This window comes from Pseudomonas sp. W5-01 (assembly GCF_046540435.1).
Taxonomy (GTDB): Bacteria; Pseudomonadota; Gammaproteobacteria; order Pseudomonadales; family Pseudomonadaceae; genus Aquipseudomonas; species Aquipseudomonas graminis_B.
The window spans coordinates 1-20,519 of sequence record NZ_JAXCIP010000002.1 but is presented as its reverse complement, the minus strand read 5'-3'; the positions used below and the strand labels follow the sequence as shown (position 1 = coordinate 20,519).

The 20,519-nt window shown below is 61.4% G+C and carries 14 protein-coding genes and 1 pseudogene; 10 read left to right on the top strand and 5 right to left on the bottom strand.

Translation table 11 applies throughout. The features are described from left to right. The first annotated feature begins 122 nt into the window (after positions 1-122). The gene (locus SLW75_RS05515; protein ID WP_410933840.1) at positions 123-1,154 is read left to right on the top strand and encodes a DUF1853 family protein; all 1,032 of its coding nucleotides are present in this window, start codon (positions 123-125) and stop codon (positions 1,152-1,154) included. On the opposite strand, the gene SLW75_RS05510 is transcribed toward SLW75_RS05515, so the two are convergent. The 4 genes from SLW75_RS05510 to SLW75_RS05495 form a co-directional block, all read right to left on the bottom strand. Beyond that, the gene (locus SLW75_RS05510) at positions 1,117-2,400 is read right to left on the bottom strand and encodes an arsenical efflux pump membrane protein ArsB (protein WP_192135770.1); all 1,284 of its coding nucleotides are present in this window, start codon (positions 2,398-2,400) and stop codon (positions 1,117-1,119) included. The genes SLW75_RS05515 and SLW75_RS05510 overlap by 38 nt on opposite strands. Beyond that, complete coding sequence (locus SLW75_RS05505; RefSeq protein ID WP_410933839.1) at positions 2,394-3,632, bottom strand: MFS transporter; 1,239 nt, start codon at positions 3,630-3,632, stop codon at positions 2,394-2,396. Before SLW75_RS05505 ends, SLW75_RS05510 begins: the two co-directional genes overlap by 7 nt. A gap of 285 nt (positions 3,633-3,917) precedes the next feature. Continuing rightward, positions 3,918-5,258: an MFS transporter gene (locus SLW75_RS05500; RefSeq protein ID WP_410933838.1), complete on the bottom strand. Its 1,341-nt coding sequence runs from the start codon at positions 5,256-5,258 to the stop codon at positions 3,918-3,920. 149 nt (positions 5,259-5,407) lie between these two features. After that, positions 5,408-6,424 (bottom strand): 1-aminocyclopropane-1-carboxylate deaminase/D-cysteine desulfhydrase, encoded by a 1,017-nt coding sequence (locus tag SLW75_RS05495; RefSeq protein WP_410933837.1) that lies wholly within the window; start codon positions 6,422-6,424, stop codon positions 5,408-5,410. 241 nt (positions 6,425-6,665) lie between these two features. Between SLW75_RS05495 and SLW75_RS05490 the strand changes: the two are divergent. The 5 genes and pseudogenes from SLW75_RS05490 to SLW75_RS05470 form a co-directional block, all read left to right on the top strand. Next, positions 6,666-8,918, top strand: a pseudogene (locus SLW75_RS05490) (type VI secretion system Vgr family protein); the annotation flags it as partial. Positions 8,919-9,128: 210 nt separating this feature from the next. Next, positions 9,129-10,694: a T6SS phospholipase effector Tle1-like catalytic domain-containing protein gene (locus SLW75_RS05485; RefSeq protein WP_410934357.1), complete on the top strand. Its 1,566-nt coding sequence runs from the start codon at positions 9,129-9,131 to the stop codon at positions 10,692-10,694. A gap of 125 nt (positions 10,695-10,819) precedes the next feature. Next, positions 10,820-11,329: a DUF2931 family protein gene (locus tag SLW75_RS05480; RefSeq protein ID WP_410928723.1), complete on the top strand. Its 510-nt coding sequence runs from the start codon at positions 10,820-10,822 to the stop codon at positions 11,327-11,329. Beyond that, positions 11,316-11,993 (top strand): hypothetical protein, encoded by a 678-nt coding sequence (locus tag SLW75_RS05475; protein ID WP_410928722.1) that lies wholly within the window; start codon positions 11,316-11,318, stop codon positions 11,991-11,993. The genes SLW75_RS05480 and SLW75_RS05475 overlap by 14 nt, the downstream gene beginning before the upstream one ends. After that, a complete protein-coding gene (locus SLW75_RS05470) occupies positions 11,990-12,628 on the top strand; it encodes a DUF2931 family protein (protein ID WP_410933836.1) in 639 nt (212 codons plus the stop codon). Before SLW75_RS05475 ends, SLW75_RS05470 begins: the two co-directional genes overlap by 4 nt. Positions 12,629-12,723: 95 nt before the next feature. On the opposite strand, the gene SLW75_RS05465 is transcribed toward SLW75_RS05470, so the two are convergent. After that, positions 12,724-14,763 carry an FAD-dependent oxidoreductase gene (locus SLW75_RS05465; protein ID WP_410933835.1) on the bottom strand — a complete coding sequence of 680 codons (2,040 nt, stop codon included), beginning with the start codon at positions 14,761-14,763 and terminating at the stop codon, positions 12,724-12,726. A gap of 282 nt (positions 14,764-15,045) precedes the next feature. Here SLW75_RS05465 and SLW75_RS05460 point away from each other — a divergent pair, with 282 nt between their 5' ends. The 4 genes from SLW75_RS05460 to ilvA form a co-directional block, all read left to right on the top strand. Then, positions 15,046-16,686 (top strand): methyl-accepting chemotaxis protein, encoded by a 1,641-nt coding sequence (locus SLW75_RS05460; protein WP_410933834.1) that lies wholly within the window; start codon positions 15,046-15,048, stop codon positions 16,684-16,686. 211 nt (positions 16,687-16,897) lie between these two features. Further along, complete coding sequence (locus tag SLW75_RS05455; RefSeq protein WP_410933833.1) at positions 16,898-18,049, top strand: carbon-nitrogen hydrolase family protein; 1,152 nt, start codon at positions 16,898-16,900, stop codon at positions 18,047-18,049. A gap of 3 nt (positions 18,050-18,052) precedes the next feature. Next, the gene (locus SLW75_RS05450) at positions 18,053-19,093 is read left to right on the top strand and encodes an AraC family transcriptional regulator (RefSeq protein ID WP_410933832.1); all 1,041 of its coding nucleotides are present in this window, start codon (positions 18,053-18,055) and stop codon (positions 19,091-19,093) included. A 646-nt stretch (positions 19,094-19,739) separates the two neighbouring features. Beyond that, positions 19,740-20,519 (top strand): threonine ammonia-lyase, biosynthetic (gene ilvA, locus SLW75_RS05445; RefSeq protein WP_410934356.1); only part of this gene is annotated, 780 nt, incomplete at its 3' end.

The window sequence follows — 20,519 nt, the reverse complement described above, 5'->3', positions numbered from 1 at the left end:
GCGTGTAAAGAACGCGATTATGGGCGAAGGGGTCGGGGGCGGCAAATGGGCTCTTTAAGCGCACCCTTCAAGCAGCGCCTTTCAGGCATGCCTGAGCTGACCTGTCGCATCCGACGGCGACGATGAAGCGGTGGCTACAACCGCCCATCACCCGCTATCCTGCCTTGATGAATAACCCTTTCCCGACCCTGACCGCCCTGCCCCGTCAGCTGCGTACGCACACCGCACGTGATCTGGCGTGGGTGATCCTGTCGCCGCCCCTGCTGGCGAAAACCCAGTGGCCCCAGCGACACCCCCTCAGCGGCAGCGACTGGGTGCAGCACCCCGAAGCGCTTGAAGCTTTTTTAACGCAGCTGGACAGAGACGACACCGCCCTCAGCGACTGGCTGGCGAGCAGCTCGACGCGCCGGCTCGGTCTGTATTACGAGCGGCTCTGGCAATTCGCAATCCAGCACGCGCCCGGCGTCGAGCTGCTCGCGGCAAACCTGCCGATTCAGGGCGAAGGCCGCACGCTGGGCGAGCTGGACATGCTGCTGAGGGATAAGGGTGGCGTTCACCATATTGAATTGGCGATCAAGCTGTACCTGGGGCAGCAGGATCAGGACGGCGAAAACCCGGCCCACTGGCTCGGCCCCGGCGCCCTCGACCGGCTGGATTTGAAGCTCGCGCACCTGAATCAGCATCAACTGCCCATGTCAGCGCGCCCCGAGAGCAGCGCCGTTCTTGCTGCGCGGGGCGTGGACACCTTTAGCGCTTCGCTCTGGCTGGGGGGTTATCTGTTTTATCCATGGCCCGGTGCGGGCGCGTCGCCACAAGGGGCACACCCTGAGAATCTGCGGGGAAAGTGGCTGCATCAAAAGGACTGGCCGGGCTACGCAGAACAAACTCTGGAGGGCCGCTGGCAATGGCTGCCGCGGCCTGCCTGGCTGGCGCCTTCGCGCTGTGAGGCGCCATGGACCCCTCGCCAGTTTCAGGACTGGCTGGACGCCCTGGACCCGCTGGCGCCGGCGCAACTGCTGGTGCGCCTGACCCGCCACGCCGACGGCCACTGGGAAGAGGCCGAGCGGCTGTTTCTGGTGCCCGACCTGTGGCCGAACCTGCCGGACTCTCGCCGCGTTATAGGCTCAGTCGCAGCACCAGCGCCGCGAGGGTGACCAACAGCACCGGCACGGTCAGCACGATGCCGACGCGGAAGTAATAGCCCCAGCCGATGGTCACGCCCTTCTTCGCCAGCACGTGCAGCCACAACAACGTCGCGAGGCTGCCGATCGGGGTGATTTTCGGGCCCAGGTCGCTGCCGATCACGTTGGCGTAGATCATCGCTTCCTGCAGCAAACCGTGGGCCTGACTGGCCTCGATGGACAACAGGCCGATCAGCACCGTCGGCAGGTTGTTCATCACCGACGACAGCAGCGCCGTCAGCACGCCCGTGCCCATGGCCGCGCCCCACAAACCATGTTCGGCGAAACGATCCAGCCAGGTCGCGAGGTAGTCGGTCAGTCCCTGGTTTCGCAGGCCATACACCACCAAGTACATGCCCAGGGAGAAAATCACGATCTGCCACGGCGCGTCTTTCAGCACCTTGCGCGTGGAAATGCGGTGGCCTTTGGCGGCAATGCCCAACAGGATCACGGCGCACACAGCGGAGATCGCACTGATAGGAATTCCCAGCGGCTCCAGGGCAAAACAGCCCACCAGCAAGATCCCCAGCACCCACCAGCCGGTCATGAAGGTCGCGCGGTCCTTGATCGCCGAAGACGGCTCGTCCAGTTGCGAGGCGTCGAAGGTCTTCGGGATGTCGCGGCGAAAGAACAGCATCAGCACCGCCAGGGTGGCGGCAACGCTGACCAGATTCACCGGCACCATCACCGACGCGTAGCGGTTGAAGCCGATGCCGAAATAGTCGGCAGAGACGATGTTGACCAAGTTGGAGACCACCAGCGGCAGGCTCGCGGTGTCGGCGATGAACCCTGCCGCCATCACGAAAGCCAGGGTGGTCGCCGGCGAAAAGCGCAGCGCCAGCAGCATCGACATGACGATGGGGGTGAGAATCAGCGCTGCGCCGTCATTGGCGAACAACGCCGACACCAACGCGCCGAGCAGCACGATAAACGCGAACAGCCGCCGGCCCTTGCCGTTGCCCCAACGCGCCACGTGCAGCGCGGCCCAGTTGAAAAACCCGGCCTCGTCGAGCAGCAGGCTGATGATGATCAGCGCAATGAACGTCCCGGTTGCGTTCCAGATAATGTGCCAGACCTGAGGGATGTCACTCAGGTGCACCACCCCGAAAAGCAGCGCGAGCACGGCGCCAAACGTTGCACTCCAGCCGACACCAAGGCCCTTGGGTTGCCAGATCACCAGGGTGATGGTGACCAGAAAAATCGCGACGGCTATCAACATCTTTTTGAAGTTCTCGGAAGCAGGATGGCGAGGATGCCGAACAGCGGCAGGTAGGAACACAGAGTGTAGACATAGACGATGACGTGAAGATCCGCGAGGTGACCCAATAAAGCGGCGCCGATGCCGCCGAAGCCGAACATCAGGCCGAAAAAGATGCCAGCGATCATGCCGACGTTGCCCGGCACCAGTTCCTGGGCGTAGACGACGATGGCGGAGAACGCCGAGGCCAGAATGAAACCGATGATCACGCTGAGCACGCTGGTCCAAAACAAGTCAGCGTAAGGCAGCGCGATGGTGAACGGCGTCACGCCCAGAATCGAGAACCAGATTACCGCTTTACGGCCAATGCGATCGCCAATCGGCCCGCCAAAGAACGTGCCCGCCGCCACCGCCGCCAGAAACATGAACAAATGCAGCTGAGAGCTGGCCACAGACAGCTGGAATTTGTCGATGAGGTAAAAGGTGAAGTAGCTGGTGAAGCTGGCCATGTAGAAATATTTGGAGAACACCAGCAGCGCCAGCACCACCAGCGCGCTGGTCACCCGACGTTTCGACAGCCCGTGGGTCGCTGCTTGCCCGGCCTTGATCTTGAACAGCGCCAGGTGCGCCTTGTACCAGCGGCTGATGGCGTACAGCAGCCCTACGGAAAACAGCGCCACCAGCCCGAACCAGGCGATGTGGCCCTGACCGAACGGAATGATGATCGCCGCCGCCAGCAGCGGTCCGATGGCGGAACCGCTGTTGCCGCCCACCTGAAAGGTCGATTGCGCCAGGCCAAAGCGCCCGCCGGAGGCCAGCCGGGCAATGCGCGAGGCTTCGGGGTGGAATGTCGACGAGCCGATGCCGATCAGGCCCGCGGCGAGCAGGATCAGCGGAAAACTGCCCACGGTCGCGAGCATCATGACGCCGCCCAAAATGCACAACGAACCGACCGGCAGCACCAACGGGTTGGGATGGCGATCGGTGTAATAACCGACCCAGGGTTGCAGCAGCGACGCCGTGACCTGAAACGTCAGCGTGATCAAGCCGACCTGGGTAAAGCTCAGGCCGTAAGCGGCCTTCAGCATCGGGTAGATCGAAGGCAGGATCGACTGGATCAGGTCATTGAGCAGGTGCGCCAATGCCACCGCACCAATGATGCGCATGACCAAGGGGCTTGATTGCGTAGATTGCGGGGCGGGAACGGGTTGGGTATCGGTCGCGGGCACGGTTGCAGGGCTGGTAACGGCCATCGGGTTCATCCATCGAACGTTGGTGCGCCGTGGGACTCGTTACAGAACATGTCAGCGGCACAAGGGGCCGCCAATGTGCCATTTTTTGGGGCGCCGCTGCCATATTTTGTTGCTGATTTGTCTGATGGGTGACGTAGTGTCAGGACACCTGAAGCTTTTGACACCACTCTCCTGTCAAGCAAACGCAAATCCTGTGGGAGTGAGCTTGCTCACGAAGACGGCCTGCAATCCGCCCAACATCCAGCAGGCACACCGCCTCCTTGGCAAGCAAGGTGGAGCCACCAGTCAAACCGCCGTCTGCAATCTCCCCCGCGCCGTCAACGAACCTTCCACCTCATGCAGCGACACTTTGGACGTCTCCGGCAAGGCCAGCCCTCCCGCCAGCGCCAGCAGCGCGATGACGATCAGGTAAAACGCCGGCGCCAGGTTGCTGCCCGTCGCGCCAATCAGCCAGGTCGCCATCAGCGGCGCCGTTCCGCCGAAGATGGTGTACGCCATGTTGTAGGTGATCGCCGAAGCGGTGTAACGGGTACGCGTGGGAAAGGTCTCCGACAACAAAGCCGCCGTCACCACGCCGCACAGGACGGCGCCGATCGCCAGCAACATCACACCGACGATCGAGGCCACAAACGAACCCGAACTGGCCATCAAAAACGACGGATACACCACCACGATCAGCAGGACGCAGGTGCTGAGCACCGTCTTGCGTCGCCCGACCTTGTCGGAAAACGCCCCGGCCACCGGGCAGATCGCCGCCGCGAACAGCAACGCAATTAACGACACCAGCAGCGCGGTCGCACGACTCAGCCCACCCGCCACCTGCAAGTACGTCGCGAAATAGGTGGTGAACATGTAGAACGACAGCGCCGTCAGCGACACGAACGCGCCGAGGCAGCAGATCGCCGCGCCATGGTTGAGCAGGGTTTCCTTGAGCGGCGAATGGGCTACCGCGTGTTCCTGCTTGACCGCCTGAAAGGCCGGTGTTTCGTCCAGTTTCCAGCGCAGGTACAGCCCGACCAGCCCCAACGGCGCGGCGATCAGGAACGGCAGCCGCCAGCCCCAACTGCCCATGGCTTCGGTGCTCAAAGAGGCCTCCAGCGCGTAGGCAATGATCGCCGCCGCCGCGAAGGCCGAAAAGGTCGACACCGGCACGAAACTGCCGTACCACGCCCGTTGCGTGCGCGGGGCGTGCTCCATCAAGTAGGCACACGCCCCCGCGTATTCACCCCCAGCGGAGAAGCCCTGGGCACAGCGGATGAGGGTAAGCAAGACGGGCGCCATGACGCCGATTGCGGCGTAGGTCGGCAGCAGACCGATGATGGTCGTCGCCCCGGCCATCAACAGAATGGTGAACGCCAGCGTGCGCTTGCGGCCAATGCGGTCGCCCAGCATGCCGAAGAACACCCCGCCGAGGGGCCGAAACGCGAAGGCCACGGCGAACACCGCGAAGGTTTTCAAGAGCGCGGCGCTGGCGTCGCCGCTGGGGAAGAACTGCTGGGCAATGGTCGTGGCCAGAAAGCCATACACCGCGAAGTCGAACCATTCGACGAAATTACCGATGGCGGCCGCCACGATGACTTTTCTCAGGGTGGCAGGATCGACCTGCTCAAGGACGGGAGTGGTCATGGAAACCTCGGCGCGCGTGGGAAAGATCCGATTATCGGCACAGCGCCCTGCCCGCCCGACTCCAGAAATGCCGCCGACGTACTCAGGACCGACCTGTCGGGGGTGTGGGCCGCAGGATTCGTGCCAGTGCCCGGATGCGCGCTCCGGCGTCAGGGATGTGCGTGCGCAGCATCGAAGGTTCGCTTGCCCTGCAGTCCGCCGGTGTGCAGGAAAATCAGCCGCGTGCCCTTGGCGATCCGGCCCGAGATCACTTCTCCGTGCAGCGCCAGCAATGCCTTTCCGGTGTACAGCGGTTCGAGGGGGATGCCGGATTCGGCTTCGTGCCGCGCAATGAAATCCAGCAACGCGGGATCGGTCTTCGCAAAGCCGCCACGACTGGCGTCGAGCAAGCGGTAACCCTGGGGCTTTTTGCGGTCTATCCCCACGTCCGAGCCTGTCGGTCGCGGACTCATTCTGCCCAAGGGCGCCACAGTCCCTGTGGGAGCGAGCTTGCTCGCGAAAGCTTCAACGATCCCCTCCACATTGCCCTCAACCCCATGAGCTTCGGGCACCGCCATCGCGCCTATCACCTCATGCTGCCCCGCCTCCGCCAGCACTGTTCCCGCCAACGTTGTGCCGGTGCCACACGCCAGCCACCAGCAATCGTAATCATCCCAACCCACATGGCCGAGCTGGCTGCGCGCCTGATCGACGATTTCAGCGCAGCCCATCGCGCCGTCTAGCCCGCCTCCGCCCTCGGGCACCGGAAACAGATGCGGATAACGCTCGCGCCACGGATCCCAGAAATCCGCCTCATGGCGCGCGCGATACCCGGCGTAACCCAGCCAGTGCAACTCCATGCCGAACGCCTGCAGATCCAGCACCGTCGGCGTCTCGACCGCATGCCCCCGCACCAGCCCGACCGTGGCAAAACCAAAGCGCTTGCCCGCCGCCGCCAGCGCATGCAGGTGATTGGAATGCGCGCCGCCCAGGCTGATAACACCCCGTGCACCGGCTCGCTCAGCCGCCGCCAGATGGTGCTTGAGCTTGAACCATTTATTGCCGCTGATCAGGGGATCGACGAGGTCCAGCCGCAGGATCGCCGCCTCCACGCCCGCTGCCTGGAGCCAGTCAAAATTGAGCGGTTGCAGCGGTGCGGGAGGCAGCGGTGATGAGAGAGGAAACATGAAATCGGTCGGGCAATGGACGGTGCGGGAGTCTAGCACTCGTCGGGCGGGGGTCTCGATTTGGGGGGCTGTGTAGGGGGATTCTTGTTCTTCATTAGGACGCGTCCGGATCGTGTTTTCGCTATGGAATGACGCTTTGAAAAGCGTCATCTTCGCCCGCCTCAGCCCTCTCTCATGGACGAGTTGATCCGGTCTTCTTCGGACTGGTCAGGGGCGTTTTTCCTGCCAGGGACGCTCGCTCATGTTCAACGTATTGCCGCCTTTTTTCGATCACAGTCGCCATAAACTGGTTGTTTACAGCCTGCCTATCGCCCTCGACGTTTTAGCCTTTGAAGGTGAAGAACAGCTGAGCCGGCCGTTTCTTTATCGCGTGGAATTTACTTCGGTCGAGCAGGACATCGGCGCCGAGCAGATGCTGGGCAAGACAGTTCAGTTCAGTCTGCATGCAGCTGCACATACGTTGGCTGTTCCGATTCGTGGCTTGCCGGTGCCTCGTGTTGAAGCCTTGCGAACGCTGCATGGAGTGATTACCGGGTTCAAGCGGTTGTCCGGTTCTGCTGACGAGGCCCGGTACGAAATCACGTTACAGCCACGCTGGGCATTGCTGGATCGGGGTCAGCAGTTTCGGATTTATCAGCACCAGTCCGTGCCGCAGATTGTCGAGAGCATCCTGCGGACGCGGCATGATTTTGAGGGGCAGGATTTCTTGTTCTCGCTGGTGCGGGAGTATCCGAAGCGTGAGCAGGTGATGCAGTACGGCGAGAGCGATCTGGCGTTTATTTCGCGGCTGCTGGCCGAGGTGGGGATCTGGTACCGCTTTAGCAACAATGAGCGATTGGGTATTGAGGTCGTCGAGTTTCACGATGATCAGCGGCATTACGTTCGACCGCGTGTGAGCTTGCCGTTTCGGCCGCAGTCGGGGTTGGGCAGCAGCGGCCAGGATGGGGTTTGGGGGCTGCAGGTCAGTCATGAGGTGGTGGAGCAGAGCGTTCACTTTCGGGCCTATCACCATCGGGATGCGAACGCATGGCTGGATGCGGATGTCGATCAGACGCGAGGTGACACCACGACCTATGGCGAGGCGTATCTCTATGCGGAGCCGTACAAGGTGCTCGGCGACAAGGTTGATCAGGATGAAGATTTAGAGAGTGAAAGCGGGTTTTTCTATGGACGGTTGCGGCATGAGCGGTATCTCAATAACCAGACGCGGCTGACCGGGATTAGCAGCAGCGCCTCGTTGGGATTGGCGCAGGTGCTGGCGACTTCCGGTGGTGCGCCTCAGGCGTTTGAGCCGGGTGCTGTGATCACGCGATTGCAATTGCGTGCAGCGCGGGATCGAAGCTTTGAACTGAGTTTTGAGGCGATTCCGTACTCCGAAAGCGTGTGTTTTCGACCGCCTTTGCTGGCAAAGCCTGCGATAGCCGGCACCGTTCCGGCCTGTGTCACCAGCTCGCTGGCCAATGATCCCTATAGCCACATCGACAGCGAAGGCCGCTACAAGGTCAGCTTTCTGTTCGACCGCGACAGCTGGAAACTGGGTGAGGAAAGCCTGTGGTTGCGCCTCGCCCGCCCCTATGCCGGGGATACCCACGGACTGCACCTGCCGCTGATCTGCGGGACCGAGGTGGCGATTGCCTTCGAGCAAGGCGACCCGGACCGGCCCTACATCGCCCATGCCCTGCATGACAGTAGACATCCTGACCATGTGACCCTGCTGCGCAGCGATTACAAACGCAACGTCCTGCGCACGCCCGCCAACAACAAGCTGCGCATGGAAGACGATCGCGGCAAGGAACACATCAAACTCAGCACCGAGCAGAGCGGCAAGAGCCAGCTCAACCTTGGGCATCTGGTCGACAACGATAAGGATAAGCGCGGCGAAGGGTTTGAGTTGCGCATGGATGGCTGGGGCGCGATTTGGGCGGGGCGCGGGCTGTTTATCAGTGCGGATGAACAGACCAAAGCTCACGGTCAGCAGCTCGACATGGACGCTGCGATCGACCAGCTTGAAACCGCGCTTTCCTTGGCCCGCACCATGGCCCAGGCCGCGCGAAGTGCGGGCGCTATCGCCGCAGACACCCGCAGCCATTCGCAACTAAACGACGCGCTGACTCACCTCACCGAACCCGGGCTTCTGCTGCACGCACCGGCCGGCATTGGAGTGGTCACCCCTGAAGCAATCTGCCTGTCCTCCGGTCGCGAAAGTGTCGCCATCACCTCGTCACGCTCAACCGACCTGAGCGCCGGACGCAACATCACCGGCACCGCCGAAGGTGCGATCAGCCTGTGTGCTGTGACCAAGGGGCTGCAACTCAAAGCGGTTCAGGGCGACGTTCAGCTTCACGCGCAAACCGGCGCGTTGCACTCACTGGCTAACAATGACATCAAGATCGAAAGCCTGGCTGGCCGGATCGAAATCAGCGCCCCGGAAGAGCTCCTCCTGAATTGCGGCGGCGCCTTCATCCGCATCAAAGATGGCGAGATCGAGCTGGGCGCGCCGGGGAACATCTATCACCGTGCCGTTTACGTGCTAAAGGGCGGTGCCACCACGCTGACCACCCCGGTGACGCCAATACCTTATGGCTATGGGGCAGGGTACACCCTGGTCGATGCGCAACAGGCCGCCGCCCGTTTCGTCCGTTACCGGATCACCACGCAGGCTGGCGAAGTGTTCAACGGCGTGACCGACAAGGACGGCAGAACCATGCCCATCCACACGATGCTGCCCGGACGCGTGGCGATCGACTTTCCGCAACCCGAAGAATGGCTGAAGCCGCGCCCCACACCTGAACCTGAGGAGGAAGAAGAGGAAGAGGAAATCACCGAAGGCATCACCTTGCGAATCGGGTTGTTCTTTGACGGGACGGGAAATAACCAGAGCAATGCTGCGGCGACCGCACAGTGCCGACGGCAGGATCTTGAGAGCTTTAGCAGCGAAGAGCTTGAAAGCATTGCGGCGACGTGCAAGCAGTACGGGTTTGGAGAGTTTGACGGTAGTGCGTTTAACAGCGCGCCGAATAACAGTTATGGGAATGCGCCGAGTAATGTGGCGTATTTGTATCAGCTGTATCCGGACAACGCGGTGGATGGTATTTCGGCTGAAGCCAAAACCGCCTACATCAAAGCGTACGTAGAAGGTATCGGTACTCGCAGCGGTGGTAAGGATGCAACGGTCATTGGGCAGGGTCTTGGCCAGGGTGAGACGGGGGTAGTAGCGCGGGTCAAGCAGGCGCCAGCCTTAGTTAAAACACAGCTACTCTTTTTTGTACAAACCAACCCCGGCATTTCGATTAAAAAGATCGAGATCGATTTCTTCGGCTTCAGTCGTGGTGCAGCGGCCGCGCGTCACTGCGCAAATGAGTTTCTCAAACCCCAGTGCGGCGTATTTAGAGAACTCCTCACCGCCAGAAGTCTAGGTCTGCAACAAAGCTTCGACGCATCGACGGACGTATCCATCAACTTGATCGGGCTGTTCGATACCGTTGCAGCCATCTCAGATCCTGCGCACGGGGACTTCAGTCCTGGCGACGACGTTAATCGTGGCGTCAATCTCTATCTGCCACCCGACTGCGCGCGGCAGGTCATTCAGCTTCAGGCGCTCGACGAGTATAGAGCCGACTTTTCTCTAAATAACGTGCACCACACGCACCTCCAGATCGGACTGCCGGGCGCCCACTCCGATGTCGGCGGGGGCTACCTGCCACGCGCGCGAGAAAAGTTGTGGATGACGCAGCCTTGCAAGGCGAGCGTTCCGGACGGTCAAAGGGTTGAATCCCATGCCGCCTGGGTCCGCGCCGAGACGGACGCCAAGGTATTCCGCGAATCAGGCGTGGCCCGCGATGGCTACGTTGCGGTGAAAGCCTGGCCTGCAGCAACTAATCCTCGCGGCAAAGCCAATCAAGCGATGCAGGACTACTGGATAACCGTAATCCTTGAGCGCCCGGTGCATGGCGAACTTAGCCTGATTGCATTGCGTGTCATGCGTGAGATGGGTGTGCGTCATGGGGTGCCATTCGACGTTATCACCGAGACGGATAAACGCTTCAAGTTACCGGATGAGCTCCTGCCTATCGCCAAGCGAATCTTGCAGCGGGTAATGACAGACCGGCTGGTACGGCTTGAACCTGCGGAAGAGGCGCTATTACGAGCGAGGTACATCCACCTATCCGCGCACTGGACCCCACGAGGCCCCTTCTTGCTTAGCAAGCCGGCACCGATGAATCGCAGGAACGTGCACCTCAATAGTCCGCAAGAAGGTTATCCGGAATGAGGTGCCTGGGTTTTGCAGTCGGATTCCTACTCAGCTTGAGTGCCTGTGCCACGGGTGGCTCAGTACCACCACCTGTCAAGCTGCCATATCCGGCGTGGTATATCGGCTTCGCCGCGCCCAAACACATGGAAGTATGGGTTGAAAGCGTCGATGTGCTCGATCAGCGGGGATACGTTTTTTTTAACGTACACGCCGGAGTCGCCGGTTACACGCGAAAGCCCGAGGGCTGGCACAAGGGCACATCTGGCGGAAAACCCATCAACAACGTTGACTTACCAGACCAACTTCTTCTGCGCTGGCAGTCACTAGTGGAGCCTCAGGCTTACAAAATCAGCATCCGGATACCGCAGTGGGTACGCGATGAGATGGTGACGCCACAGCGCGTGTATTGCCGCAGTTCAAAAGAATGGATGAACGACTACCGTTTCGCGATTACGTTGGGAATGGCTCCGGGAGGTATCGTCAAAGTGTGGGTCGGTGGGCCATGCCTGGGCTTCAAAGAAGTTGGCCGCTACCAAGCCAAAGTCGAGTCCCTCGGACCCAACCAGGACGGAAAAGGGTTGTTTTACCGAGCACCCAATCCAGCGGCGCAAGCCTGGATAGACCAGCACGGCATTCCCTATGGCAGTTGGTAATGCTGCTGCGGATTCGCAACCATCACGCCACCGCACAAATGACTATCCCAGAACCCAGTGCGGCGCCCACTCAGATGTCGGCGGGGGCTATCTGCCACGCGCGCAAGAAAAATTGTGGATTACAAAACCCTGCATAGCCAGCGTTCCGACCGGTCAAAGGGTTGAATCTGATGCTGCCTGGGCCCGTGCAGAGGCGGACGCCAAAGCATTGCGCGAATCAGGCGTGGCCCGCGATGGATACGTTGCGGTGAAAGCCTGGCCTTCAGCAACTAACCCTCGCGACAAAGCTGCGTCGGTCATGGAGGACTACTGGATAACCCTGCTGCTCGAACGCCCCGTGCATGGCGAACTGAGCCTAATTGCACTACGGGTCATGCATAAGCTTGGGATACGTCACGGCGTTCCATTCGACGTCATAACCGATACGGATAAACGCTTCGAGTTACCAGATGAACTCGTGCCAATCTCCAAGCGAATCTTGCAGCAGGTAATGACAGACCGGCTTGTACGACTTGAACCTGCGCAACAGGAATTACTCCGAGCGCGTTACATCCACCTGTCCGCGCACTGGACCCCTGAGGGTCCCTTCCTATTCAGCAAACCGGCACCACTCAATCGTAGGAATGTGCATCTCAACCGTCCGCAAGAAGGTTACCCCGAATGAGGCATCTGATATTTGCGGTTGGTTTCTTGATCAATCTCAGCGCCTGCGCGAGTGGGCCAAGATTACCACCAGCCCCCAAGCTGCCGTATCCGGCCTGGTACATAGGTTTCGCTGCACCCAAGCACATGGAAGTCTGGGTGGAAACCGTCGATGTTCTGGATACGCGTGGACTCGCTTTCTTCAGGGTGCACGGCGGCGTCGCGAGTTATACAGGGAAAGTCGAGGGCTGGCACCAAGGGGTGTCGGGAGGAAAACCTATAAATAACGTCGATCTACCCGACCAGATTTTCCTGCGTTGGCAGTCACTGGTAGAGCCTCAGGCTTACAAGATCAAAATACAAATACCCCAGTGGGTACGCGAAGAGATGATTCGGCCAGAGCGAGCGTTTTGTCGATGGGCAGCCGAGTGGAAGGAAGACTATCGAGAGACGATCACGCTAGGCATGGCACCCGGCGGAATCGTCAAAGTGTGGGTAGGGGGATCTTGTTTGGATTTCAAGGAAGTCGGCCGTTACCAAGCTAAGGTCGAGCCGCTCGGCCCATACCTTGGCGCAAGCAAGGGCAAGTACATCCCGCTCGAACCTGAAAACCGCGCCTACGTAGACCAGCACGGAATCCCCTACGGCAGCTGGTAATCCCCCTCAAGCGCCAGAGCCCTCACAGACCCTGGCGGTACGCGATCCAACCCCGTCAAACCCACCCGCAACATCGCCCGTCAGAAACCAGCTCCTTACAACCCCGCCGCCAACCGCGACCCCTGCTCAATCGCCCGCTTGGCATCCAGCTCAGTCGCCACATCAGCCCCGCCAATCAGATGAACGCTCTGCCCCGCTGCCTGTAACCCGTCATACAGTTCACGCAGCGGATCCTGCCCCGCGCAGATCACCACGTTGTCCACCGGCAGCAGTTTCTCCTCGCCCTCCGCGCCAATCCGGATATGCAAACCGGCGTCGTCGATCTTCAAATATTCCACGCTGTTGAGCATCTGCACCTGTTTGTTCTTGAGCCCCGTGCGATGAATCCAGCCCGTGGTTTTGCCGAGGCCGTCGCCGACTTTGGTGGCCTTGCGCTGCAGCAGAAACACCTGACGCGCTGGCGCATGGGGATGAGGCTTGATCCCGGCCACGCCGCCCCGCGCTTGCAGCTGGGTGTCGATGCCCCACTCGTCCCAGAACGCGTCGCGATCCAGGCTGGTATAGACGCCCTGGTGCACAAGGTATTCCGACACGTCAAAGCCAATGCCGCCCGCGCCGATCACGGCGACGGACTTGCCAACCGGTTTGCGGCCGAGGATCACGTCGAGGTAGCTCAACACTTTGGGGTTGTCGACACCGGGGATGGCGGGCGTGCGGGGCGCGATCCCGGTGGCCAGAATCACTTCGTCAAAGCCCTTGCCAAGCAGGTCATCGACAGTGACGCGGGTGTTCAGGCGCAGGTCGACGCCGGTGGTCTGCAGCTTGCGGCCGAAGTAGCGCAGGGTTTCGAAGAACTCTTCCTTGCCCGGAATGCGCTTGGCGATGTTGAACTGCCCGCCGATTTCGCTGGCCGAGTCGAACAGCGTCACCTCATGCCCGCGCTGGGCCGCAACAGTCGCGGCAGCGAGGCCCGCAGGACCGGCACCGATGACGGCGATTTTCCGGACCTGGGTGACCGGCAGGTAATTGAGCTCGGTTTCATGACAGGCGCGAGGGTTGACCAGGCAGCTGGTGAGCTTGCCGCCGAAGGTGTGGTCGAGGCACGCCTGGTTGCAGCCGATGCAGGTGTTGATCTCGTCGCTGCGACCAGCCGCGGCCTTGTTGACGAATTCCGGGTCGGCGAGAAACGGGCGCGCCATGGAGACCATGTCGGCGTCCCCTTCGGCCAGCACCTGCTCGGCGACCTCGGGGGTGTTGATGCGGTTGGTGGTGATCAGCGGGATCGACACCGAGCCGCGCATTTTTGCGGTCACTTTGGCAAACGCCGCACGAGGCACCTTGGTGGCGATGGTCGGAATGCGCGCCTCGTGCCAGCCGATGCCGGTGTTGATCAGCGTGGCGCCCGAACGCTCGATGGCCTGGGCCAGTTGCACCACTTCTTCCCAAGTGCTGCCACCCTCGATCAGGTCGAGCATCGACAGGCGATAAATGATGATGAAATTCGGGCCGACGGCTTCACGCACACGGCGCACGATCTCCACCGGCAGGCGCATGCGGTTTTCGTAGCTGCCGCCCCAACGGTCGGTGCGATGGTTGGTGTGAGCAACGAGAAACTGGTTAATGAAATAGCCTTCGGAGCCCATGATTTCGACGCCGTCGTACTCGGCGGTCTGCGCCAGGGTCGCACAGGTGACGAAATCCTGAATCTGCTTCTCGATGCCCTCTTCGTCCAGAGCTTTGGGTGTGAACGGGTTGATCGGCGCCTGAATGGCGCTGGGTGCCACCTGCTTGGGGCTGTAGGCGTAACGCCCGGCGTGAAGGATCTGCATGCAGATCTTGCCGCCTGCTTCGTGCACGGCTTTGGTGACAACCTGATGATTGGCCGCCTCCTCCGGCGTCGACAGCTTGGCCGCCCCCGAATACACCCCGCCTTCAGCGTTCGGTGCGATACCGCCGGTGACCATCAGGCCGACCCCGCCCCGTGCGCGCTCGGCGAAATACACCGCCATGCGCTCGAATCCGCCCGGCTTCTCTTCAAGCCCGGTATGCATGGAGCCCATCAGTGTGCGGTTGCGCAGCGTGGTGAAACCCAGGTCCAGGGGAGCGAGCAGGTGCGGGTAGTGGGGGGCGGCCATAAAAACTCCATCGAGCATTATCACGGGGTGCGGGCGCTCTGTGGCGCCCGTCGAATCAGTCAGGGCCTTGGACAAGCGCCTTGTACATGACGCAAACAGTAAACAGCCGCCTGGCCATGCTCAATGACTGGAAGTGACAAATCGATGATCAAGCAGTGCACCACATCGTTCATCGGGCCCTCCAGACTTGCACTTCGCCGCCGATAGCACCATGACGACCTTGCCGTACTTCCCCGATGTCTGAGCAATGTCCTTCTTCTCAACACCTCGGCAGGACGATCAATGAGCTGGATCAATGATGCAAAAATTTCGACCAAGTTGGTCACAGCCTTTGTGCTGTGCGCTTTCATTACCCTGGGCGTGGGTGTGCTCGGAAGCCGTGGCGTGTCCGACCTGTCGGAAAGCCTGAAACTGGTGTTCAGCAATAACCTGGTGTCCGTCGCAAAAACCGGCGGGGCCAGAACCAACGCCGTAGGGCAAAGCCGCGATCTGTATCGGTTATACACGGCCACTGCCGCCGGCATGCCCCAGGGCGTGAGGGACGAAGTGATTGCCTCAATGAACGCCAATCAGCAGCAGAGCGAAAAAGCGTTCGCCGAATACCGCAAGACCCCGCTCGCCGACGATGAGCGCGCGGCGGGCGATCAAATGGAAAAGGACTGGCCGATCTACCAGGCGCTGGTCCAGAAATACCTTGGCCTCATGAAGGCCGGCGACCTTGATAGCGGCCGCGCGTTGTTGTTCGGCGATCTTCAGACGGCCTACAACGTGGTGCTCGATGAGCTGATCCTCATAGTTAACTCCAATAACCGGCAGATTGGCGAAGGCGCCGAGGATGCCGCCCGCATGGAGTCCTCCGCCAAGACCGCGCTGTACATCGGCATCGGCATTGCCTTTCTGGCGGCGATTCTGCTGGGCATGTTCATCAGTCGTCTGATCAGCCGTCCTATTGCTTATGCGGTCGCAAGCGCGCGGAGCATCGCCGGCGGTGACCTGACGCAACCCGTTGTCAGCACCGGCCGCGATGAAGCCGGGCAATTGCTGACGGCGCTGGGCGAAATGCAGGGCAGCCTGAAAAGCACCATTCAGCAGATTGCCGATGCGTCCAATCAACTGGCCTCCGCCGCAGAAGAGCTGACCACCGTCAGCGATAACGGCAGCAGAGGGTTGGTCCGCCAGAACGACGAAATCCAGCAGGCCGCGACCGCTGTGACGGAAATGACTTCCGCGGTGGAAGAAGTGGCGCGCAACGCCGTGTCCACGTCCGACGCGTCCCGAACCACCAGCAAACAGGCCAGCGACGGCCGTGACCAGGCCCGTGGCGCGGTCGAAGCCATTAACAGCGCGACCACCGAAATCGCCACCTCGACCAACATGGTCCGCGACCTCGCCGTGCAGGTGCGGGACATCGGCAAAGTCCTGGACGTGATTCGCGGCATTGCCGAACAAACCAACCTGCTGGCCTTGAACGCCGCCATCGAAGCCGCCCGTGCCGGTGAACAGGGCCGAGGCTTTGCCGTGGTTGCCGACGAAGTCCGGGCATTGGCTGCACGCACCCAGGCCTCAACCGGTGAAATCGAAGGCATGATCAACAGCGTCCAGGCCAGCGCCGATCAGGCGGTGGGGGCGATGGGCAAAAGTCAGGCGCTGGTGACCGACACCCAGGCGCTGGCCCAGGCAACGGGCCGCGCACTGGAGCAGATCGCCGACGGCATCGCCCAGATCAACGAACGCAACATGGTCATCGCCACGGCCTCCGAAGAGCAGGCGAATGTCGCGCGTGAGGTGGACCGCAATCTGGTGAACATCCAGGACCTGTCTACCCAGACGGCGGCCGGTGCGCACCAGACCAACGCATCGACTCAGGATCTTTCCCGCCTGGCCGTTTCGTTCAACACGCTGGTCAGCCGCTTCCGCCTGTAAAACGCATCGCCCGTGATGCCTGCAAATCGCAGGCATCACGGTTGATCCATACAGCGCAGGCGGCCGCCGATGCCGCCTCGCTTGAACCCATTCGCCGAATGGCCGCTCTGGCCGTTGGCAAACCTTCTCCAAAGCAGCGTTTTGCCGTAGCCTTCCGGCAACGTCATCGCGCCCTGCGCGCTTTCTTCCCAGAGGCAGCTCTCCTTTCTTCATGCGCAAAGTTCTCGGCTCACTTACCGCTGCAGTGCTGGTGATTCTTCTCGTCAGCTACGGGCTGTGGACGGGCAAGCGTCATGTCGGGCATTACCTGACAGACCTGCGCATTCAGCTGGTGATCAACGACGGGCAACCCGGTGAACGCGGCAACCTGCTGGGCATTCAGCCCGAGTTGTTCCCTTCCGATTATTCGAGTGCCAAACGCCTGCATCGCAAGCTGGCGTCGTACCTGGTCCAGGCCCGCGACCATGGGCTGCTCAACGATAAAACCATTGTGGTGCTGCCCGAGCACATCGGCACCTGGTTGTTGGCGGTGGACGAAAAAGCCCAGTTCTACCAGGCCACCACCTTCGACGAGGCGATGAACTGGCTGGCGTTCAGTAATCCGCTGCTGTTCATCGACGCAGTGATTCACGCGCGGGGCAGCAGCCGCTTCGAGGACGCACGCCTGCGCATGAAAGCGCACAGCATGGCGCAGGATTATCAGAACGTGTTCGGCGGGCTGGCGAAGGAATTCGGCGTGACGCTGGTGGCCGGCTCGATCGTGCTGCCCAGCCCGTACGTGGAAAACGGCGAACTGCACATCGGCCGCGGCGCGCTCTATAACAGCAGCCTGGTGTTCGGCCCCGACGGCCTGCCCTTGGGGCAACCGCAGCGTCAGTTGTTCCCGGGCTGGAACCAGCGGGGTTACATCCGTCCTGGCAAGGACGCGCCGCTCAACGTGATCGACACCCCGGCCGGCCGTTTGGCGACATTGATCGGCAGCGACAGCTGGTACCCCGACAATTACGCGCGACTCAACGCGAGCGGCGCCGAGCTGATTGCAGTACCGGCCTACGTCGCCGGCACGTACGGCTGGACGCAACCCTGGCGCAGCGACAAGCATGACGCGCTGGCGGCCCATTTGAATCTGGGAGCCAAACCGATCACCCAGGGTGAAGCCTGGCGCCGACTGGCCCTGACACCGGCCAGCACGGCGAAGGCCGGCGTCAGCGTGTTCATGCGCGGCCAGTTCTGGGACCAGGGCAGCGCCGGCCACAGTTTCGCCAGTCGCGGCGGGCAAAGCGTCGCCGAGCAGTCCATCAGCGCTGCTCCGAAAGGCGTTCGCCCCGGGCATGGCGCCCGCCTGATCAATCTGTGGTTGTAATCGATGACCTCCCCTCGTGTGCGTCTGGGCGATCTGTCCGTGGGGTTCGTCCACAGCCTCGCCGACGCTGTTCGCAACGAAGGCCAGGACCCGCAACCGCTGCTGCAGCAATACGGCCTGGATGCCGCACGACTCGGTGAGGCCGGCGCCCGGCTGTCGATCCCGCGCTACATGCGCCTGGGCCATGGGGCCATCGAGCTGACCGGCGTGGCTGCCTTGGGCCTGCGGATGGGCCAATCCAGCCGTCTGAGCCACGCCGGTCTGGCGGGCATCACGGCCGCGCAGGCGCCGACCGTGCGCGAAGCGGCGCGCACGCTGATTCGTTTTGAACCGCTGTACGGCTCGAATTATCGCGGCCAGTCGAGCCTGCACGAAGACAGCGACGGCGCCTGGCTGCGCTTCTATTCCATCAGCCCGTACAACGGCTACAACCGCTTCGTGGTGGATTCTATCCTCAGCGGCTGGCTGCACCAGCTGTCGACGCTGAGCGGGACGACGCTGATAGCCGAACGTCTGGAAATCGAGTTCGATGCCCCCGCCTACGCCGCTGAATACGCCGCGCTCTGCGAGCAGCCGGTCGGTTTCGCGGCGGGCGTCAATCAGCTGCGCCTCAACCAGCGTCAGCTGGGCCTGCGCAACCCCGACCACGTGCCGAGTACCTGGCGGCATCTGCTGCAGGTGTGTGAACGGGAACTCGAACAACTCACCCGAACCCGCAGCCTGCGCGAGCGCATCACCCAATTGCTGGGGCCGTTGTTGAATGGGGGGCGGGAGCCGGATCTCGAAGAAGTGGCCGCGCGACTGAAGCTGCCGACCTGGACCCTGCGCCGCAAGCTGGCGGACGAGGGCACACAGTTCCGTGCGATCCTCAATGACACCCGGCGCGACCTCGCCATGACCTACATCCGGGACACCGAACTGGCCTTTGGCGAAATCGCCTACTTATTGGGATTTGCGTCAGCAGAAGCCTTTCAGCGGGCCTTCAAACGCTGGACCGAACAGACGCCCGGTGCGTTTCGTCGCAGCCGGCGCCAGTCGCTCTGACTGGCAGGCGTGGGTTTTCCTACAACTCGGTGGCGTCTTCTGCGGGTTCCAGCGGGTCCATCTCGTACGCCTGGTATTCCAGCAGTTCTTCTTGGTACTCGTCCATTTTTGCGCCCTCGTGGCGGGTTCTTGTGATCGATGGTGTTCTTGTGTCGCTGAGTCATTCAGCTGCAGATTCACTGACTACGAACCCAACCCTAAAGTGCCCTCATGAACAAAAAATGAAGGCCCGTTAAACAGTAGACGCGCGCGGATAAACGGCGACGGCCCAAGGGATTGTTAGCCTTGCCTGGGTCTGGCATTTGTTTTTCCTGACTGTCAGTTTTTGAGCGATGACGGCGTCGCCCACTTGACGACTGCGCCGTGTTCGCCATAGTCTCGACGCCATGAACGCATCCCAGCATTTCTTTGGCCCGATAATTATTACCGCCATTCCAGTCATGGCGGGTTAGCCGACGTTTGCACCCAACCCGCCCTAGAGGCGGGTTTTTTCTCTCTGTCTCCCGGGCTAAAAACCACATCAGGAGCCAGACATGATCATTCGCCCTTCCCTCGCCTGCTTCGCCGCCCGCCTGATCATCCCAAGCCTTCCGACGAGGCCCTCACGATGAGTCAGCCACCGGCCTACCCGCTCGTTCAGGGCGACCTGCTCAATCACTACGTCAAAAAGATCCTCAACTCCCGCGTGTACGACGTTGCCGTGGAAACCCCGCTGCACGCCGCCCGCCAACTGTCCGAGCGCCTGGGCAACAACGTGCTGCTCAAACGCGAAGATTTGCAGCCGGTGTACTCTTTCAAGATTCGTGGCGCCTACAACAAGCTGGCGCAGTTGAGTCCGGAAGACTTGGCGCGGGGCGTGGTGACGGCGTCGGCGGGTAACCATGCCCAAGGCCTGGCGCTGGCGGCGAAGACCTTGGGCGTGTCGGCCACCATCGTGATGCCGAAGACCACGCCGGAGATCAAGGTCGAAGGCGTGCGCTCCCGGGGCGGAAAGGTCGTACTGCACGGCGACTCGTTTCCCGAAGCATTGGCGTATTCGCTGAAGCTGGTCGAGGAACACGGCTACGTCTACGTCCACCCCTACGACGACCCCGACACCATTGCCGGGCAAGGCACCGTGGCGATGGAAATCCTGCGCCAACATCAGGGGCCACTGGACGCGATCTTCGTGCCGGTGGGCGGCGGCGGGCTGATCGCCGGCATTGCGGCGTACGTGAAATACCTGCGCCCGGAAATCAAGGTGATCGGCGTCGAGCCCGACGATTCCAACTGCCTGCAACAGGCCATGGCCTACGGCGAGCGCGTGGTGCTGCAGCAGGTCGGGCTGTTTGCCGATGGCGTCGCGGTGGCGCAGATCGGGCAGTACACCTTCGACATCTGCAAGGATTACGTCGACGAAGTCATCACCGTCAGCACCGATGAAATC

Excerpts from the sequence above, each read along its gene's own strand:
- SLW75_RS05515 (WP_410933840.1), top strand. The coding sequence starts at position 123 with ATGAAGCGGTGGCTACAACCGCCCATCACCCGCTATCCTGCCTTGATG.
- SLW75_RS05510 (WP_192135770.1), bottom strand. The coding sequence starts at position 2,400 with ATGTTGATAGCCGTCGCGATTTTTCTGGTCACCATCACCCTGGTGATC.
- SLW75_RS05505 (WP_410933839.1), bottom strand. The coding sequence starts at position 3,632 with ATGGCCGTTACCAGCCCTGCAACCGTGCCCGCGACCGATACCCAACCC.
- SLW75_RS05500 (WP_410933838.1), bottom strand. The coding sequence starts at position 5,258 with ATGACCACTCCCGTCCTTGAGCAGGTCGATCCTGCCACCCTGAGAAAA.
- SLW75_RS05495 (WP_410933837.1), bottom strand. The coding sequence starts at position 6,424 with ATGTTTCCTCTCTCATCACCGCTGCCTCCCGCACCGCTGCAACCGCTC.
- SLW75_RS05485 (WP_410934357.1), top strand. The coding sequence starts at position 9,129 with ATGCCCATCCACACGATGCTGCCCGGACGCGTGGCGATCGACTTTCCG.
- SLW75_RS05480 (WP_410928723.1), top strand. The coding sequence starts at position 10,820 with ATGGAAGTATGGGTTGAAAGCGTCGATGTGCTCGATCAGCGGGGATAC.
- SLW75_RS05475 (WP_410928722.1), top strand. The coding sequence starts at position 11,316 with ATGGCAGTTGGTAATGCTGCTGCGGATTCGCAACCATCACGCCACCGC.
- SLW75_RS05470 (WP_410933836.1), top strand. The coding sequence starts at position 11,990 with ATGAGGCATCTGATATTTGCGGTTGGTTTCTTGATCAATCTCAGCGCC.
- SLW75_RS05465 (WP_410933835.1), bottom strand. The coding sequence starts at position 14,763 with ATGGCCGCCCCCCACTACCCGCACCTGCTCGCTCCCCTGGACCTGGGT.
- SLW75_RS05460 (WP_410933834.1), top strand. The coding sequence starts at position 15,046 with ATGAGCTGGATCAATGATGCAAAAATTTCGACCAAGTTGGTCACAGCC.
- SLW75_RS05455 (WP_410933833.1), top strand. The coding sequence starts at position 16,898 with ATGCGCAAAGTTCTCGGCTCACTTACCGCTGCAGTGCTGGTGATTCTT.
- SLW75_RS05450 (WP_410933832.1), top strand. The coding sequence starts at position 18,053 with ATGACCTCCCCTCGTGTGCGTCTGGGCGATCTGTCCGTGGGGTTCGTC.